The 15,817-nt window shown below is 53.1% G+C and carries 6 protein-coding genes; 2 read left to right on the forward strand and 4 right to left on the reverse strand.

The genetic code is table 11. The annotated features are described in order from the left end of the window. Positions 1–203: 203 nt before the first annotated feature. The 4 genes from LGV68_RS11080 to gltB (LGV68_RS11095) form a co-directional block, all read right to left on the reverse strand. Positions 204–1,616: an FAD-dependent oxidoreductase gene (locus tag LGV68_RS11080; RefSeq protein ID WP_020330510.1), complete on the reverse strand. Its 1,413-nt coding sequence runs from the start codon at positions 1,614–1,616 to the stop codon at positions 204–206. Positions 1,617–1,634: 18 nt separating this feature from the next. After that, entirely contained in the window at positions 1,635–6,098 is a 4,464-nt protein-coding gene (gene gltB / locus LGV68_RS11085; protein ID WP_252535189.1) for a glutamate synthase large subunit, read from the reverse strand. A 415-nt stretch (positions 6,099–6,513) separates the two neighbouring features. Next, positions 6,514–7,983 carry a glutamate synthase subunit beta gene (locus LGV68_RS11090; protein ID WP_020330512.1) on the reverse strand — a complete coding sequence of 490 codons (1,470 nt, stop codon included), beginning with the start codon at positions 7,981–7,983 and terminating at the stop codon, positions 6,514–6,516. Beyond that, positions 7,983–12,518, reverse strand: a complete 4,536-nt coding sequence (gltB, locus tag LGV68_RS11095) for a glutamate synthase large subunit (RefSeq protein ID WP_154184736.1) — start codon at positions 12,516–12,518, stop codon at positions 7,983–7,985. The genes LGV68_RS11090 and gltB (LGV68_RS11095) overlap by 1 nt, the downstream gene beginning before the upstream one ends. A 534-nt stretch (positions 12,519–13,052) precedes the next feature. On the opposite strand from gltB (LGV68_RS11095), the gene LGV68_RS11100 reads away from it, so the two are divergent. After that, a complete protein-coding gene (locus LGV68_RS11100; RefSeq protein ID WP_252535192.1) occupies positions 13,053–13,985 on the forward strand; it encodes a TIGR01212 family radical SAM protein in 933 nt (310 codons plus the stop codon). A gap of 108 nt (positions 13,986–14,093) precedes the next feature. Then, complete coding sequence (locus tag LGV68_RS11105) at positions 14,094–15,812, forward strand: diguanylate cyclase (protein WP_252536760.1); 1,719 nt, start codon at positions 14,094–14,096, stop codon at positions 15,810–15,812. Positions 15,813–15,817: the final 5 nt, after the last annotated feature.

Below are 15,817 nucleotides of genomic sequence, written 5' to 3' on the forward strand. Positions count from 1 at the left end.
GCACCACAGCCATCGATAGGGTTACAGTTCTTAACATCCGTGCTGCCTTGTTGGCGTCAGATTGAGCAGAGGTGGTTAGCATATCGGTTTAATCCTCTGAAATGTCAACATGTTACAACTGGTGACAATTATAGGCCGAAAATGAAAAAAGGATTCATCAACGATGAATCCTTTTGCCAAACAGTGAAGTCAGGTCACGGATTTTACACTTCTAGGTAATCCATGATGCCTTCTGCCGCTTTGCGTCCTTCATCGATGGCGGTCACCACCAGATCTGAGCCACGTACCGCATCGCCACCAGCAAAGATTTTCTCATTGCTGGTCTGGAACTTAAATTCCTGATTGAGCGGCGCCTTAATGCGGCCCCATTGATCCAGCTCGACACCAAACGGTTCCAGCCAGCTCATCTGATGCGGTTGGAAACCAAACGCCATGATCACGGCATCGGCTTCCAGCACGTGTTCACTGCCTGCGACCGGTTCTGGGCGACGGCGACCGGCGTCATCCGGTTCACCCAATGCAGTTTGCACCACTTTCACGCCCGTCACTTTACCGGATGCATCGACTTCAATACCCAGCGGTTGCAGGTTGAACATGAACTCAACGCCTTCTTCTTTGGCGTTTTTCACTTCACGGCGTGAACCGGGCATGTTCTCTTCGTCTCGGCGGTAAGCACAAATCACGCGTGATGCCCCCTGACGAATCGACGTGCGCACACAGTCCATCGCAGTGTCACCACCACCGAGTACCACGACTTTCTGACCAGCCATGTCGATGAAGTTCTCTTCCGACGGCAGTTCCATCACTTTGTAAGTGTTGGAGATCAAGAATGGCAGAGCATCGTACACGCCTTGCGCATCTTCATTTTCCAGACCCGCACGCATGTATTTGTAGGTGCCAACGCCCAGGAATACCGCATCGTACTCGTCAACCAGCTGTTGCAACTGAACGTCTTTGCCCACTTCGACGTTGAGACGGAATTCGACGCCCATTTCGCTAAACACGCGGCGGCGGTTTTCCATCACGCCTTTTTCCAGTTTGAACGAAGGGATACCGAACGTCAGCAGGCCACCGATTTCAGGATAACGATCGTAAACCACGGGTTTCACACCGTTGCGAACGAGGACGTCAGCCGCAGCCAGACCCGCCGGGCCAGCACCGATAATGGCGACTTTCTTATCCGTCCATTCCACTTTGGACATGTCCGGTTTCCAGCCCATCTCAAAGGCCGTATCGGTGATGTATTTTTCAATGTTACCAATGGTCACGGCGCCGAAATCGGCGTTCAGCGTACATGACCCTTCACACAAACGATCCTGCGGGCACACGCGACCGCACACTTCTGGCAGGCTGTTGGTCTGGTGTGATAACTCAACTGCCTCGAGAATGCGGCCCTCATTGGCCAGTTTCAGCCACTGAGGAATGTAGTTGTGTACCGGACATTTCCATTCACAGTACGGGTTACCACAATCCAGACAGCGATCCGCCTGAGCGGTCGCTTGCTGTTTGGTAAACGGTTCGTAAATCTCTACGAATTCAATCTTACGAATGGTGAGCGGCTTCTTTGCCGGGTCCACTCGGTTGACATCAATAAATTGGTATACGTTCTGGCTCATTACTTCGGCTCCTTCCAATTATTGTGCTTGAACGCGCAGTTCAGCAGCGCTGCGGCTTTGGTGACCCAATAGAGTCTGCAGGTCCGCTGCCTGTGGTTTAACAAGGTAGAACTTCGGAATCCATTCATCAAAGTTCGCTAAGATATTTTCTGCATGAACAGAGCCGGTTTCTTCCAGGTGTTCTGCAATCAAGCCACGCAGGTGTTCCTGATGGATGTAGAGATCGTTCAGCGCAATCGCTTCGACGGACTCTTCGTTCACGCGGCCCTGGAAGTCGCCATTTTCGTCAAGGACGTAAGCAAAACCGCCCGTCATACCCGCGCCGAAGTTGACGCCCGTTGCCCCCAGAATCGCCACGATGCCGCCCGTCATGTATTCACACGCGTTGTCGCCTGCACCTTCAATCACTGAAATGGTGCCAGAGTTTCGCACGCCAAAACGCTCGCCCGCTTTACCGGCTGCAAACAGCTTACCGCCAGTGGCACCGTACAGACAGGTGTTACCAATGATGGTGGCCTCGTTACAGGTAAAAGCAGTCCCCAGATGCGGTTTGATGACAATCTTACCGCCCGCCATGCCTTTACCGACGTAGTCGTTGGCATCGCCAGTCAGATACAGCTCAACGCCGCCCGCGTTCCACACACCAAACGACTGACCTGCAGTGCCTTGCAGAACCACTTTGATCGGGTTCGCCGACATGCCCGCATTGCCGTAGCGTTTGGCAATTTCACCGGACACACGCGCACCTACCGAACGGTCGGTATTGATCACGTCGTAGTAGAGTTCAACTGACTGCTGGTTTTCGATCGCTTCCAGTGCGTCATCAACGATTTTCTGGTTGAGCGCCCCTTTGTCAAACGGGGTATTCGGCTGGGTGCAGTACAGTGGTAAACCTTCCGGTGACACGGGTGCTTCCAGCATGCCAGACAGATCCAGTTTGCTCTGTTTCGCTGTCATGCCTTGCACGGTTTCCAGCAGATCGGTACGGCCAATCAGGTCGGTGAGTTTCTCTACGCCCAGTTCGGCCAGATAACCACGTACTTCTTCGGCAAGGCCAGTGAAGTAATTAATCACCATCTCTGGCAGACCTTTGAAGTATTCGCGGCGCAGGGTTTCATCCTGAGTCGCCACCCCGGTTGCACAGTTGTTGAGGTGACAGATACGCAGGAATTTACAGCCCATTGCTACCATTGGCGCGGTACCAAAACCAAAGCTTTCCGCACCCAGAATGGCACCTTTGATGACATCCAGACCGGTTTTCAGACCGCCATCGACCTGCAGACGAATCTTATGACGCAGACCGTTGGCCACCAAGGCTTGCTGAGTTTCAGCCAGGCCAAGTTCCCAAGGGCTGCCCGCGTATTTCACTGAGGTCAGTGGGCTCGCCGCTGTGCCGCCGTCGTAACCGGAAATGGTGATGAGGTCGGCGTAAGCTTTGGCCACACCCGTCGCGATCGTGCCGACGCCCGGTTCAGAAACCAGTTTGACCGACACCAGCGCTTTCGGGTTGACCTGTTTCAAGTCGAAGATCAGCTGGGCTAAGTCTTCAATTGAGTAAATATCGTGGTGCGGAGGCGGCGAAATCAGCGTCACACCCTGTACGGAGTAACGTAACTTAGCGATTTCCGCCGTCACTTTGTGACCAGGAAGCTGACCACCTTCACCGGGTTTTGCACCTTGCGCGACTTTAATCTGCAGCACGTCAGCGTTGGTCAGGTAGTGTGGCGTCACACCGAAACGGCCTGAAGCGACCTGTTTGATGCGCGAGTTACGTTCGGTACCAAAGCGGCGTGGATCTTCACCACCTTCACCGGAGTTCGAGTGACCACCAATTCGGTTCATCGCGGTCGCCAGAGCTTCGTGCGCTTCCGGGCTCAGTGCGCCGATAGACATTGCCGCCGAGTCAAAACGTTTGAACAGCTCAGTGGTCGGCTCAATTTGTTCCAGTGCCAGCGGGTTGTCTGATTTTTTCAGTTTCAGCAAATCACGCAGCATCGCCACCGGACGCTCGTTAACCTGTTTGGCAAACTCAGCGTAGTCTGATGTTTCACCGGATTTCACCGCCGTTTGCAGCGTGCCAACCACATCTGGGTTGTAGGCGTGATATTCACCGCCGTGCACGTATTTCAGCAGACCACCGTGTTCCATCGACTTACGTTTGGTCCATGCTTTACGCGACAGGTTAAACAAATCCTGCTGGAAGTCTTCAAAGTTGGCGCCCTGAATACGGGTGGTGACCCCTTTAAAGCACAGTTCGACAATGTCGGTATGTAGGCCAACCGCTTCAAACAGTTGTGAACAGCGGTAAGAGGCTACTGTCGAGATGCCCATTTTGGACATGATTTTGTACAGGCCTTTATTGATGCCGTACTGGTAGTTTTGCATCGCATCACGATAGCTCTTATCCAGCACGCCGTCGTCGACCATTTTGCCGACCACTTCATAAGCGAGGTACGGATAAACGGCGGTGGCACCAAAGCCAATCAGCACGGCGAACTGATGTGGATCGCGCGCGGTGGCGGTTTCCACAATGATGTTCGCATCACAGCGCAGGTTGGATTCCACTAGGCGAGTTTGCACTGCGCCGACGGCCATCGCCGCCGGGATCGGCAGTTTGCCTTTGGTCAACGCGCGATCCGACAGCACGATCAGTACGGTGCCTTCGCGCACCACCTGTTCGGCTTGATCACACAACTCCAATACCGCTTGTTTAAGATCTTTTTCCCGCGGATCGTAGTTGATGTCGAGGATCGTATTGCGGTAATGCTGATCGCTTAGGGTCAGTAACTGCTGCATATCAGAGTAAAGCAGAACCGGCGATTCAAATGTGACTCTGTGTGCGTGACCATCGGTTTCGCAGAAGACGTTCATCTCCTGGCCGATACTGGTGGCCAGCGACATCACGTGTTTTTCACGCAGCGGATCGATCGGCGGGTTGGTCACCTGAGCAAATTTCTGACGGAAGTAGTCGGTGATCAGACGCTCTTTCGAAGAGAGGACGGCCATCGGCGTATCGTCGCCCATCGAGCCGACCGCTTCCTGACCCATGTCGGCCATGACGCGCAGTACCTGATCCACTTCTTCGTTAGTCATCGCAAACTGCTTCTGATAGGTCTTGAGCAGATCTTCATCGAAGCTGCGCTCGCCAACCTGATCGTCTGGCAACTCGGAAAACGAGGTTAACTGGTAAACGTTGTTTTGCATCCACTCGCGGTAGGGGTGGCGGCTCTTAAGATCGTTGTCGATCTCGGCCGATTGCCACAGCTTACCTTTGCGGGTATCGATTACCAGCAGTTCGCCTGGGCCAACGCGGCCTTTTTCCGCCACTTCATCCGGCGCGTAATCCCAAATACCAACCTCAGAAGCCAGCGTGATCAGCTTATCTTTCGTGATCACATAGCGTGCAGGGCGCAGACCGTTGCGGTCAAGGTTACATGCAGCGTAGCGGCCATCGGATAATACGATACCCGCCGGGCCATCCCACGGCTCCATGTGTTTGGAGTTGAAGTCGTAGAAGGCGCGCAGATCGTCATCCATATCCGGGTGATTTTGCCACGCTGGCGGAACCAGCATGCGCATGGCGCGGAAGATATCCATGCCACCCGCGAGGAACAGATCCAGCATGTTGTCGAGGCTGGAAGAGTCAGAACCGGTTTCGTTCACAAAAGGTGCGGCCGTTTGCAAGTCAGGCAGCAACGGGGATGAGAACTTGTAGGCACGCGCACGCGCCCACTGACGGTTACCTTCGATGGTGTTGATCTCACCGTTGTGCGCCAGATAGCGGAACGGCTGAGCCAATGGCCAACGTGGTTGCGTGTTAGTTGAAAAACGCTGGTGGAACAGACAGATAGCCGATTCCATACGTAGGTCGGCCAGGTCGAGATAGAAACGTGGTAAGTCCGCTGGCATGCACAGGCCTTTGTAGACGATAACCTGAGTGGACAGCGAACAGATGTAGAAATCTTTGTCTTCGGTGATTTGCTTTTCGATGCGACGACGAGCGATATACAGGCGGCGCTCGATATCGCGCTCACGCCAGCCAGCCGGTGCAGAAATGAAGACTTGTTGAATATCCGGCAGTGAGGCCGCAGCAATCGGTCCCAGCACTTTCGGATTGGTTGGCACGGTACGCCAGCCGGAGACTGTGAGTGTTTCTTGCGCTAGCTCTTTATTGATGATGTCGCGCGCGGACTGCGCTTTGATCGGATCCCTGCTAAGGAAAATCATACCAACCGCGTATTGCTTACCCAGCTTCCAGTGCTGTTCTTCAGCGATCAGGCGCAGATAAGAATCGGGCTTTTGCAGTAGAAGACCACAGCCATCACCGGTTTTACCATCGGCGGCAATACCGCCGCGGTGGGTCATGCGGTCGAGAGCAGAAATCGCGGTGCGAACCAATTTATGACTGGCCTGACCTTCCATGTGCGCGATCAAGCCGAATCCACAGTTGTCTTTCTCAAGACTTGGATCATATAGAGCCATTGCAATTCTCCCTTTGCTTCTCTGTCATCCAGACAGTAAATGACTAACTATTCGTTTATATTGTTATTATGTAGATATTTATTAATTAAAACTGATTAAAAATTTAACAGTTCTGGACAGTTTAATTTGCACTGAATTCACAACCTATAGCTTATTGTGAAAAAGGTCAAGTTTTTGGTGATTAATCATGTGTGTCAGCGATTTACCAAGCATTACTCTGAATAATATCAATAAATTCAATATGATACGTTTTTAAATGTTACAGCTTTTTAACATTTAACTCTCGTCAGATGAGAAACAGAGAAAAAAGGCTAGCGGGAGCGCTAGCCAAATAGGAACAGTTTGGAAGGAATTTGTTGTGTCTACACCAAAGTTCCTAGGGATATGCTCTCTAGGAACCTTGTTGTATAGACCTTTATGCTGAAAGCATTAAAGAGTCGGCTTTTGCTTCGAGATGGGTATTGCCCATCAGGTATTCATCCACGGCTCGCGCGGACTCGCGGCCTTCGTTGATGCAGCGTACCACCAGTGATTGACCTGTGCGCATATCACCTGCGGCAAACACCCCTTTTTGGTTGGTCGCAAAGTTTTGTGTGGCCACATTACCGCGCTCATCCAGTTTGATGTCGAGCTGAGCCAAGACACCATGTGGTTCAGGATGCAGGAAGCCCATCGCCAGAAATGCCATGTCACACGGAATGACTCGCTCGCTGCCCGCCACTTCCTCGAAACTCGGACGTTCACCCGCCGCTGCTTCTTTCCAGACGATATCGGCAATGCGCAGACCGGTGACCTCACCTTTGTCGTTGCCAATAAACTCTTTGGTCAGAATGTTCCAGTGACGCTCGCAGCCTTCTTCGTGGGAGGTCGACGTGCGCAGAATCATGGGGTATTGCGGCCAAGGCATGTTCGCCGGGCGTTTGTCCGCCGGCATGGGCATGATTTCCACCTGAGTGATGCTCGCCGCGCCGTGGCGGTTTGAGGTGCCGACACAGTCAGACCCGGTGTCACCACCGCCAATCACCACCACGTGTTTGCCTTTGGCATGGATCTCGTCGGTTTTGAGATCCATGTTGTTGGCACGGCGGTTGTTTTGCGCCAGGAACTGCATCGCAAAATACACACCACTTAGCTCGCGGCCCGGAATCGGCAGGTTGCGTGGTACGGTGGATCCACCGGTCAGCAGCACGGCATCGAATTCCTGACGCAGTTGCTGGGCATTGATGTCGACGCCGACATGCGCATTGACTTCAAATTTCACGCCCGCTTCGGCCATCAGATTGATCTTGCGATCAATCACATCCATGCTCAGTTTGAAATCCGGAATACCAAAACGCAGCAGGCCGCCGACTTTCTCATCGCGCTCAAACACGGTCACAGTGTGACCCGCGCTGTTGAGCTGCTCTGCGGCAGCTAACCCTGCCGGGCCAGAGCCGATGATGGCGATCGATTTACCGGTGCGAGTGCGCGGCGTTTTCGGCTTGGCATAGCCGTCTTGGTAGGCGCGCTCAACGATGGTTTTTTCGATATTACAAATGGTGATCGGATCCTGGTTGATACCCAGCACACACGCGCTTTCACACGGCGCCGGACAAACACGACCGGTAAACTCCGGGAAGTTGTTGGTCGAACTCAGGATGTGCCACGCTTCTTCCCAGCTTTCACGATACACCGCATCGTTGAACTCTGGAATGATGTTGCCAATCGGGCAGCCGTTATGACAAAACGGTACGCCACAATCCATGCAACGCGACGCTTGTTGGTTGATTTTGTTACCAAACTCGGCGTTGAGCACAAACTCTTTGTTGTTCTTGATGCGCTCTTTCGGGTCGATCTTCTTCGGTAGTTCACGACCAAATTCTAAAAATCCAGTAGGCTTACCCATTACACTGCCTCCGCTTCTGCCGCTGCTGCTTCCTGACGCTTCTGAAGTACCGCTTTGTAATCACGCGGCATCACCTTCACCATATCGGCAAGGCTGGCTTCAAAGTTGTCGAGGAAAGACTGTGCCACTTCACTTCCTGTGAACTGAACGTGTTTGGTGAGCATCTCTTTGAGCAGAGTTTTGTCCTCTGCTTCAATTGGATCGAGATCCACCAGTTCAGGGTTGAGTTTCGATTCGAAGTCACCCGACTTGTTCCAGACGTAGGCTGTACCGCCGCTCATGCCCGCCGCAAAGTTGCGACCGGTTGCGCCAAGGATCACGGCAACGCCGCCCGTCATGTATTCACAGCCGTGGTCGCCCACGCCTTCTACCACGACTTTGGCGCCGGAGTTACGTACACAGAAACGCTCGCCCGCCAGACCACGAATGTAAGATTCGCCAGACGTTGCACCGTAGAAACAGACGTTACCGACGACGATGTTGTCTTCGGCAATCAGGCTGGAATTGCGGTTCGGGTAGAGTACCAGCGTACCGCCGGACAACCCTTTACCCCAGTAGTCGTTCGCATCGCCTTCGACTTCAAACTTCACGCCTTTTGCCAGGAACGCCCCAAACGATTGTCCGGCGCTGCCGTTGAACTTGACCTGCATTGGCTGCGGCAGACCTTGGTCCTGGTAGACTTTGGAGATCTCGTTCGACAGCATAGTGCCGGTACTGCGGTCGGTGTTGATGATCGGGAATTGTGCATTCACCGCTTCACCTTTCTCCAGCGCCGGTTTGGCGACTTCGATCAATTGGCGATCCAGCACGCTTTCCAGATTATGGTTCTGCTGTGTCTGACAGTAGATACCATCGGCTTCACGAGGAGGCTCAAGGAACAGTACCGGAGACAGATCCAGATTCTTGTATTTCCAATGACCGACATCGTCGCGCAGTTTCAGTTTGTGCGCCTGACCAACCATCTCATTGATGGTACGGAAACCCAGTTCCGCCATAATTTCACGCAGACCTTGCGCCATGTACTGGAAGAAGGTCACCACGTCATCCACGCGGCCGTCAAAGCGTTCACGTAGCGTTTTGTTTTGTGTTGCGATGCCGACCGGGCAGGTGTTCTTATGACACTTACGCATCATGATACAACCTTCAACTACCAGGGCAGCGGTAGCCACGCCCCATTCTTCAGCGCCCAGCAGCGTCGCAATCGCGATGTCGCGTGGGGTTTTCATCTGACCATCCGCTTGCACGACGATACGGTTACGCAGGCCGTTTTTCAGCAGTGTCTGATGCGTTTCTGCCAGACCCAGTTCCCATGGCAGACCCGTGTGACGAATCGACGAAATCGGTGAGGCCCCCGTGCCGCCATCGTGCCCGGCGATCAGTACCACATCCGCTTTCGCTTTGGCTACGCCGGATGCGATGGTGCCGACCCCCGCTTCCGAGACCAGTTTGACGTTCACGCGGCCTTTGCGGTTGGCGTTTTTCAGGTCAAAGATCAGCTGCGCCAAGTCTTCAATGGAGTAGATGTCGTGGTGCGGTGGTGGCGAAATCAGGCCGACCCCCGGCGTGGAGTGACGCGTTGCGCCGATCCAGTCATCGACTTTGTCGCCCGGCAACTGACCCCCTTCGCCCGGCTTCGCGCCCTGAGCCATCTTGATCTGAATCTCTTCCGAGTTAGTGAGGTAGTAAGACGTCACACCAAAGCGGCCGGAAGCCACCTGTTTGATCGCCGAACGTTCCCAGTCACCATTCTCTTTTGGCAGGAAGCGCATTGGGTCTTCGCCGCCTTCGCCTGAGTTTGACTTCGCGCCCAGACGGTTCATTGCGACCGCCAATGTGGAGTGCGCTTCGTAAGAAATCGAACCAAACGACATCGCGCCTGTGGCAAAGCGTTTAACGATGCTGTCAATTGACTCCACTTCTTCAATTGGAATCGAGCCGGCCGGATTTTTCACAAAGTCGAGCTGACTGCGCAGAGTGACGGCTTTGTCGCCTTGGCTGTCTACCGCGGCGGCGTATTTCTTGAACTCCTGGAAGTCCTTGTTGCGCGTCGAGTGTTGCAGTAGGTGAATGGTTTCTGGGTTGAACAGGTGTTTTTCACCACGCTGTTTCCACTGATACACACCGCCGACATCCAGCACTTGTAGCGGAATTTCACGTGTTGGGTAACCGATGCGGTGACGCACGCCAACTTCTTTGGCGATGTCATCCAGCGTCATGCCCTGAATGCGGGTGATGGTGCCGGTAAAGTATTTATCGACCACCGCTTTGCTGATCCCGAGCGCTTCAAAGATTTGCGCGCCATGGTAGGATTGCAGGGTTGAAATCCCCATTTTTGAGAAGATTTTCAGCAGGCCGGCATTGATGCCTTTGCGGTAGTTTTCGAAGTATTTGTCGACCGGAATCTCGGCATCCAGTTTGTTGCGGCGTTTCAGATCGAAAATGGTTTCCGTGACCAGATACGGGTTGACTGCGTTGGCCCCGTAACCGACCAGTGTCGCAAAGTGGTGCGTTTCACGCGCATCCCCGGTCTCAACCACAATGCCACACTTCGAGCGCAGACCTTTGCGGATCAGGTGATGGTGTACCGCGCCCACAGCCAGCATGGCAGGAATCGCCGCGTGGTTGGAGTTCACCGCGCGGTCGGTCAGCAGAATGATCGAGTAACCGTCGATGACCGCATCTTCCGCGTATTGGCAGATGCGTTTCAGAGCACGTTCGAGTTTGCCCGGTTCGCCGCTGGCCTGGAATACGATATCCAGCGTTTTGGCTTGTAGGTGTTCGTTATCGATCGCACGCAGTTTTTCCAGCTCAGCGTTGGAAATCACGGGCGATTCGAGTTCCACTTTACGGCAGTGCGCAGGCGTTTCAGCGAGCAGGTTTTGATCGCGGCCGATGTAGGTGTTGAGTGACATCACCATGCGTTCGCGAATCGGGTCGATCGGTGGGTTGGTCACCTGAGCAAACAGCTGCTTGAAGTAGTTCGACAGATGCTGGGACTGGTGCGAAAGCACGGCCACAGGCCAGTCTGCGCCCATCGAACCGAGCGGTTCATAACCGGTTTGCGCCAGTGTCAGAATGATGTCGTTCACTTCTTCGCTGCTGACCCCAAAGGCTTGCTGACGATGCAGCAGGCGTTCTGGCGAAGGCTGGCTGTGCACGTTATCGGCGTCAGGAAGCTTCTTCAGGCTTAGCAGGTTATCTTCCACCCATTTTTCATATGGCTGGGCGTTGGCAATGCCATCTTTCACTTCTTCATCAGAAATGATGCGGCCTTGTTCCAAATCCGCCACAAAGATACGGCCCGGTTGCAAACGGCCACGGTATTCAACGTTTTCCGGAGCAATTTCCACCACGCCCGACTCGGACGCCATGATGAGGAAATCGTCTTTCGTCACCGTATAGCGAGACGGGCGCAGACCGTTGCGGTCAAGCGTTGCACCCACTTGCACGCCATCGGTAAAGCAGACAGACGCAGGGCCATCCCACGGTTCCATCACGCTGGCGTGGTATTGGTAGAACGCACGGCGTTTCGGGTCCATGGCTTTGTTTTCTTGCCACGCTTCCGGAATCATCATCATCAGGGCATGTGGCAGGCTGCGGCCAGAGAGCACCAAAAGCTCAAGCACCATGTCGAAGTTGGCGGAGTCGGACGCGCCTTCCTGGCACACTGGCAGCAACATATCGATTTCGGCTTGAGTAAATAAATTCGATTGCAGGATCGCCTCGCGCGCCTTCATCCAGTTCAGGTTGCCGCGTACCGTGTTGATTTCACCGTTGTGCGCAATGTAACGGAAAGGCTGGGCCAGACGCCATTTCGGGAATGTGTTGGTGGAGAAACGCGAGTGTACCAGCGCCAGCGCCGTCACCATGGTCGGATTCTGCAGATCCAGGAAATATAGCGGTACTTGCTCGGTCGTTAACTGGCCTTTGTAGACCAGCGTTTTGTACGACAGCGAGTTGATGTAGAAGTCATCACCGATGTTCGACACGCTTTCGAGACAAACGCGGACGGTGTAATTACGCAAGACGTACAGTTTACGTTCCAGCTCGTCGGCACTCATGCCCGGACCGCCGGAAATAAATACGTGTTCAAATTGAGGCTCAGTGCTTAACGGATCCGCACCCAGCATACTGTTGTCGGTTGGCAATACGCGGTAGCCAATCACGTCCAGATCAAGACGTTTGGCATTGCGTTCCAAAATGTCGCGACATTGCGCGCGTTTGTGCTCATCTTTAGGAAACAGCACTACGCCGACGCCGTATTTATCGAACGCTGGCAATTTGATGCCCAGCTTAACGGCTTCTTCCAACAGAAATTCGTGTGGCTTTTGCAGCAGAATACCCGCACCGTCACCACTGCAAGGGTCACAGCCCTGACCGCCGCGGTGTTCCATACGTGCCAGCATGTCCAGTGCCTGAGTCACGACTTGGTGAGATTTGCGGTTCTTAAGGTGAGCAACAAAACCGATACCACAAGCATCATGCTCGAGTTCCGGAGTGTAAAGACCTCGCGAACTTTGCTCTCTATCTACCATAGATACATCCTTCCAGTTCAAGCGGACACAATTAAGCCAAGGCAAGCCCCAGCTCTGTATCCCGTCCTTTATTGTTATGAATCTAAACCTGCCAATGGTGGCGGGTTCGCTTCCTTTCCGTCTCTCACAGGAAAAATTTTGTGAGAAAAACAATCCTTAGTGATATCCCTTTTGTCAGGCCACTTTTCTAGTGGTTTATATAGGTAGGAGCGGAATATCACCGACGTTTCGCAGAGTTTTTTGTAATAAATTAATCAAAAATCAGTGCAAAACTGTAAGTATCCTACAATTTTGTTGCACGAAAATGCAACGAAAAGTCTGGGTTTTTTATGGGCTTTTTTTGTTTGCAAATGCATAACCTGTTTAACATTTGTAAAACATTAAGGGTTAAATGCTGTTTTTATGAATGTTTATTGATTTTGATTAGAGATGTCTGCGTTTCATACACCTAAAATTTGTGACTAAATTTTGTAATTGTGTAATTTAATTACATTTTGTAATTGAGAAGTATTTGTATTTATTTGGGATGTCGCCATGCAGTTACATGAGCTAGTGAATACGATTGGACAAGATCTCCAGCGACGCTACGGAGAGCGTGTACATAAGTTGACCTTACATGGCGGATTCAGTTGCCCGAATCGCGATGGCACCATCGGCCGTGGGGGCTGTACCTTCTGCAATGTGGCGTCGTTTGCCGATGAACAGAGCCAAGCCAAAAGTATTGAAGACCAACTGAAAGATCGTGCGAGTGAAGTGCAGCGGGCGAAGAAGTATCTGGCCTATTTTCAGGCTTATACCAGTACCTATGCCGAAGTTCAGGTGCTGAAAAACATGTATGAACAAGCACTCAAAGCCGCCGATATTGTCGGCTTGTGTGTCGGGACGCGCCCGGACTGCGTCCCGGATGCCGTGCTGGAATTACTCGCGGAATACGTGCAACAAGGGTTTGAAATCTGGCTTGAACTCGGTTTGCAGACCGCAAATGATCGTACGCTTAAACGCATCAACCGCGGCCACGATTTTGCCTGTTACGGTGAAATCACCCGACGTGCCCGCGCGCTGGGAATCAAAGTTTGTACTCATCTGATTGTCGGGTTACCGAAAGAGGGCAGGGATGACAATATCGCCACGCTGGAACAGGTGCTGACGATTGGTACCGACGGGATCAAATTACACGGCCTGCATATCGTCGAAGGCAGTACCATGGCCAAAGCGTGGCGAGCCGGAAAACTGGAAGCGCCGACATTAGAAGATTATGTCGCGATTGCCAGTGAAATGATTCAACGCACACCACCAGAAGTGGTCTTTCATCGCGTGACATCTGCTGCGAGGCGGCCAACGTTGCTGTCGCCGCTATGGTGCGAGAACCGCTGGCTGGCGATGACCGAGATTGGACGCCGACTGGATCGTGACGGCGCTCAAGGATCCTTAATCGGACGGCCGTTTCAATATCACTCGCTCGAATAGTTGCAGACCATAAACCGAGAAACTGTTATCTTTTGCCCACTCAATAATCGGTAATGATTGAAGGTTTTCATCAGCATGGATCAACTGCAGTGGGCTGCGACTGGATTTATGGAACACTGGGGCTGGTTTGTCGCGTTGTTTGCGACGATGAGCGCAGGTTTCCTTTATCTGTACCGCCGTCAGCAGCGGCATCTGGTGTTGCTGATGGCAAGTTCGCCCGCTGCCCTGTTGTTGTTTCAGGCGCAGAAAGGCGAACTGATGTTCGCCAACCTGGCTGCGTATTCATTGTTCGGCATTCGCCGGGTTGGGAAAAATTTTTTTTTCCCTCCTCATCTTTCTTCTGAACAGTTGCAGTTACTGCTCAACACGATTGCCAATTGCGCGGAAAAGCGGATTGCCGCTGTGATTGAGTGGCCGATGCCCGGCAGCGCTTCACACCATATCGAACTTTCCGCACGCGCGACCCATTACCGGGGGCGTAAAGTCTGGCTGGTGAACGCGGTGGTTTATCATCACTCTGCGTTCGAACAGCAACACGAACTCAACTCTCTCTCTATTGCCAAGACCGCCCTCGATTCACTGTCGGAACTTATTTATGTCAAAGACTTAAGTGGTCAACGCATCGCGACCAACCGTGCGTTCGACCAGTTTTGGCTGGGCAGAGAAGAGGAAGGCAGCGAAGTCTTTTCCGGCATCATGAAAGGACGCGCCAGTCAACAGCGCTGGACCACCACGCCGGATGGCCGCAGTTGCCTGCTGGAAACGTATCAGTCTGTGCTGATGTCGCCGCGCGGTGATCATCTGGGCGTGTTGGGCATCAGTCATGATGTAACCGACTGGCACAACATTCAGCGCAACCTGCGCGATGAAATGGAAAAGCGCAAAGACACCGAAGTGGCACTCGCGCAGCGAGATACGATTCTGCAAAGCATTCTTGATGCCAGCCCGGATTCAATTGGGATCTTCAACGAAAATATGGTCTATCAGGCGTGTAACCGGCCATTTATTGACGCGCTGGGGCTGAGCGATGTCAGTGAACTGATCGGCAAACGCCTGCAGGATGTGGTGCCGGAAAGTGTTTACGCCCGTCTGTCTGAGAGTGACAGTCAGGTGTTGAAAAGTGGCCAATCGCTGCGATATCTGGATAAAGTGGACTATTCCAATGGCCGTCAGGTGTGGTATGACGTGGTCAAATCACCATTTCGCGACCCGATATCCGGAACGCGTGGTGTGCTGATCATGGCACGTGATGTCTCCGAGCGTTATCTGAGTGAACAGAAGCTGGAAGCTGCCAACCAAGAGCTGGAGCGCCTCAGTTATCTCGACAGTCTGACGCAGGTTGCCAACCGCCGCCGGTTTGATGCGCAGTTGCAGACGTTGTGGCACCTGCATGCTCGCGAAAAGCGCCCGCTCAGCGTGATGTTGTGCGATGTCGACTATTTTAAAGGCTACAACGACAGCTATGGTCACCTGCAGGGGGACGATATTCTTCGTATGGTTGCGCAGGCATTTAATGACGTGATTAATCGCTCGTCCGATTGTGTCGCCCGTTATGGGGGAGAAGAGTTTGCGATTATCCTGCCCAATACTGCACTGGCGGGGGTTCAGTTGGTGGCGCAACGTATTCATGGCCGGATTGCTGAGCTTGCGCTGCCGCATCAGAGCTCTGCTGTATCGCCTTATGTTACGGTGAGTATTGGGGTGGTGACCTGTACGCCTCAGGCCGACGATTCGCCGGAGATCATGCTGGCGTGGGCTGACAGTGCGCTGTATCAGGCAAAAGCCAACGGCCGCAATCAGACTTGTGTGCATCCGGTCTCGCTGTGAGCATA

The sequence above is a fragment of the Vibrio sp. LQ2 genome, from assembly GCF_023920125.1.
Classification (GTDB): Bacteria; Pseudomonadota; Gammaproteobacteria; order Enterobacterales; family Vibrionaceae; genus Vibrio; species Vibrio fluvialis.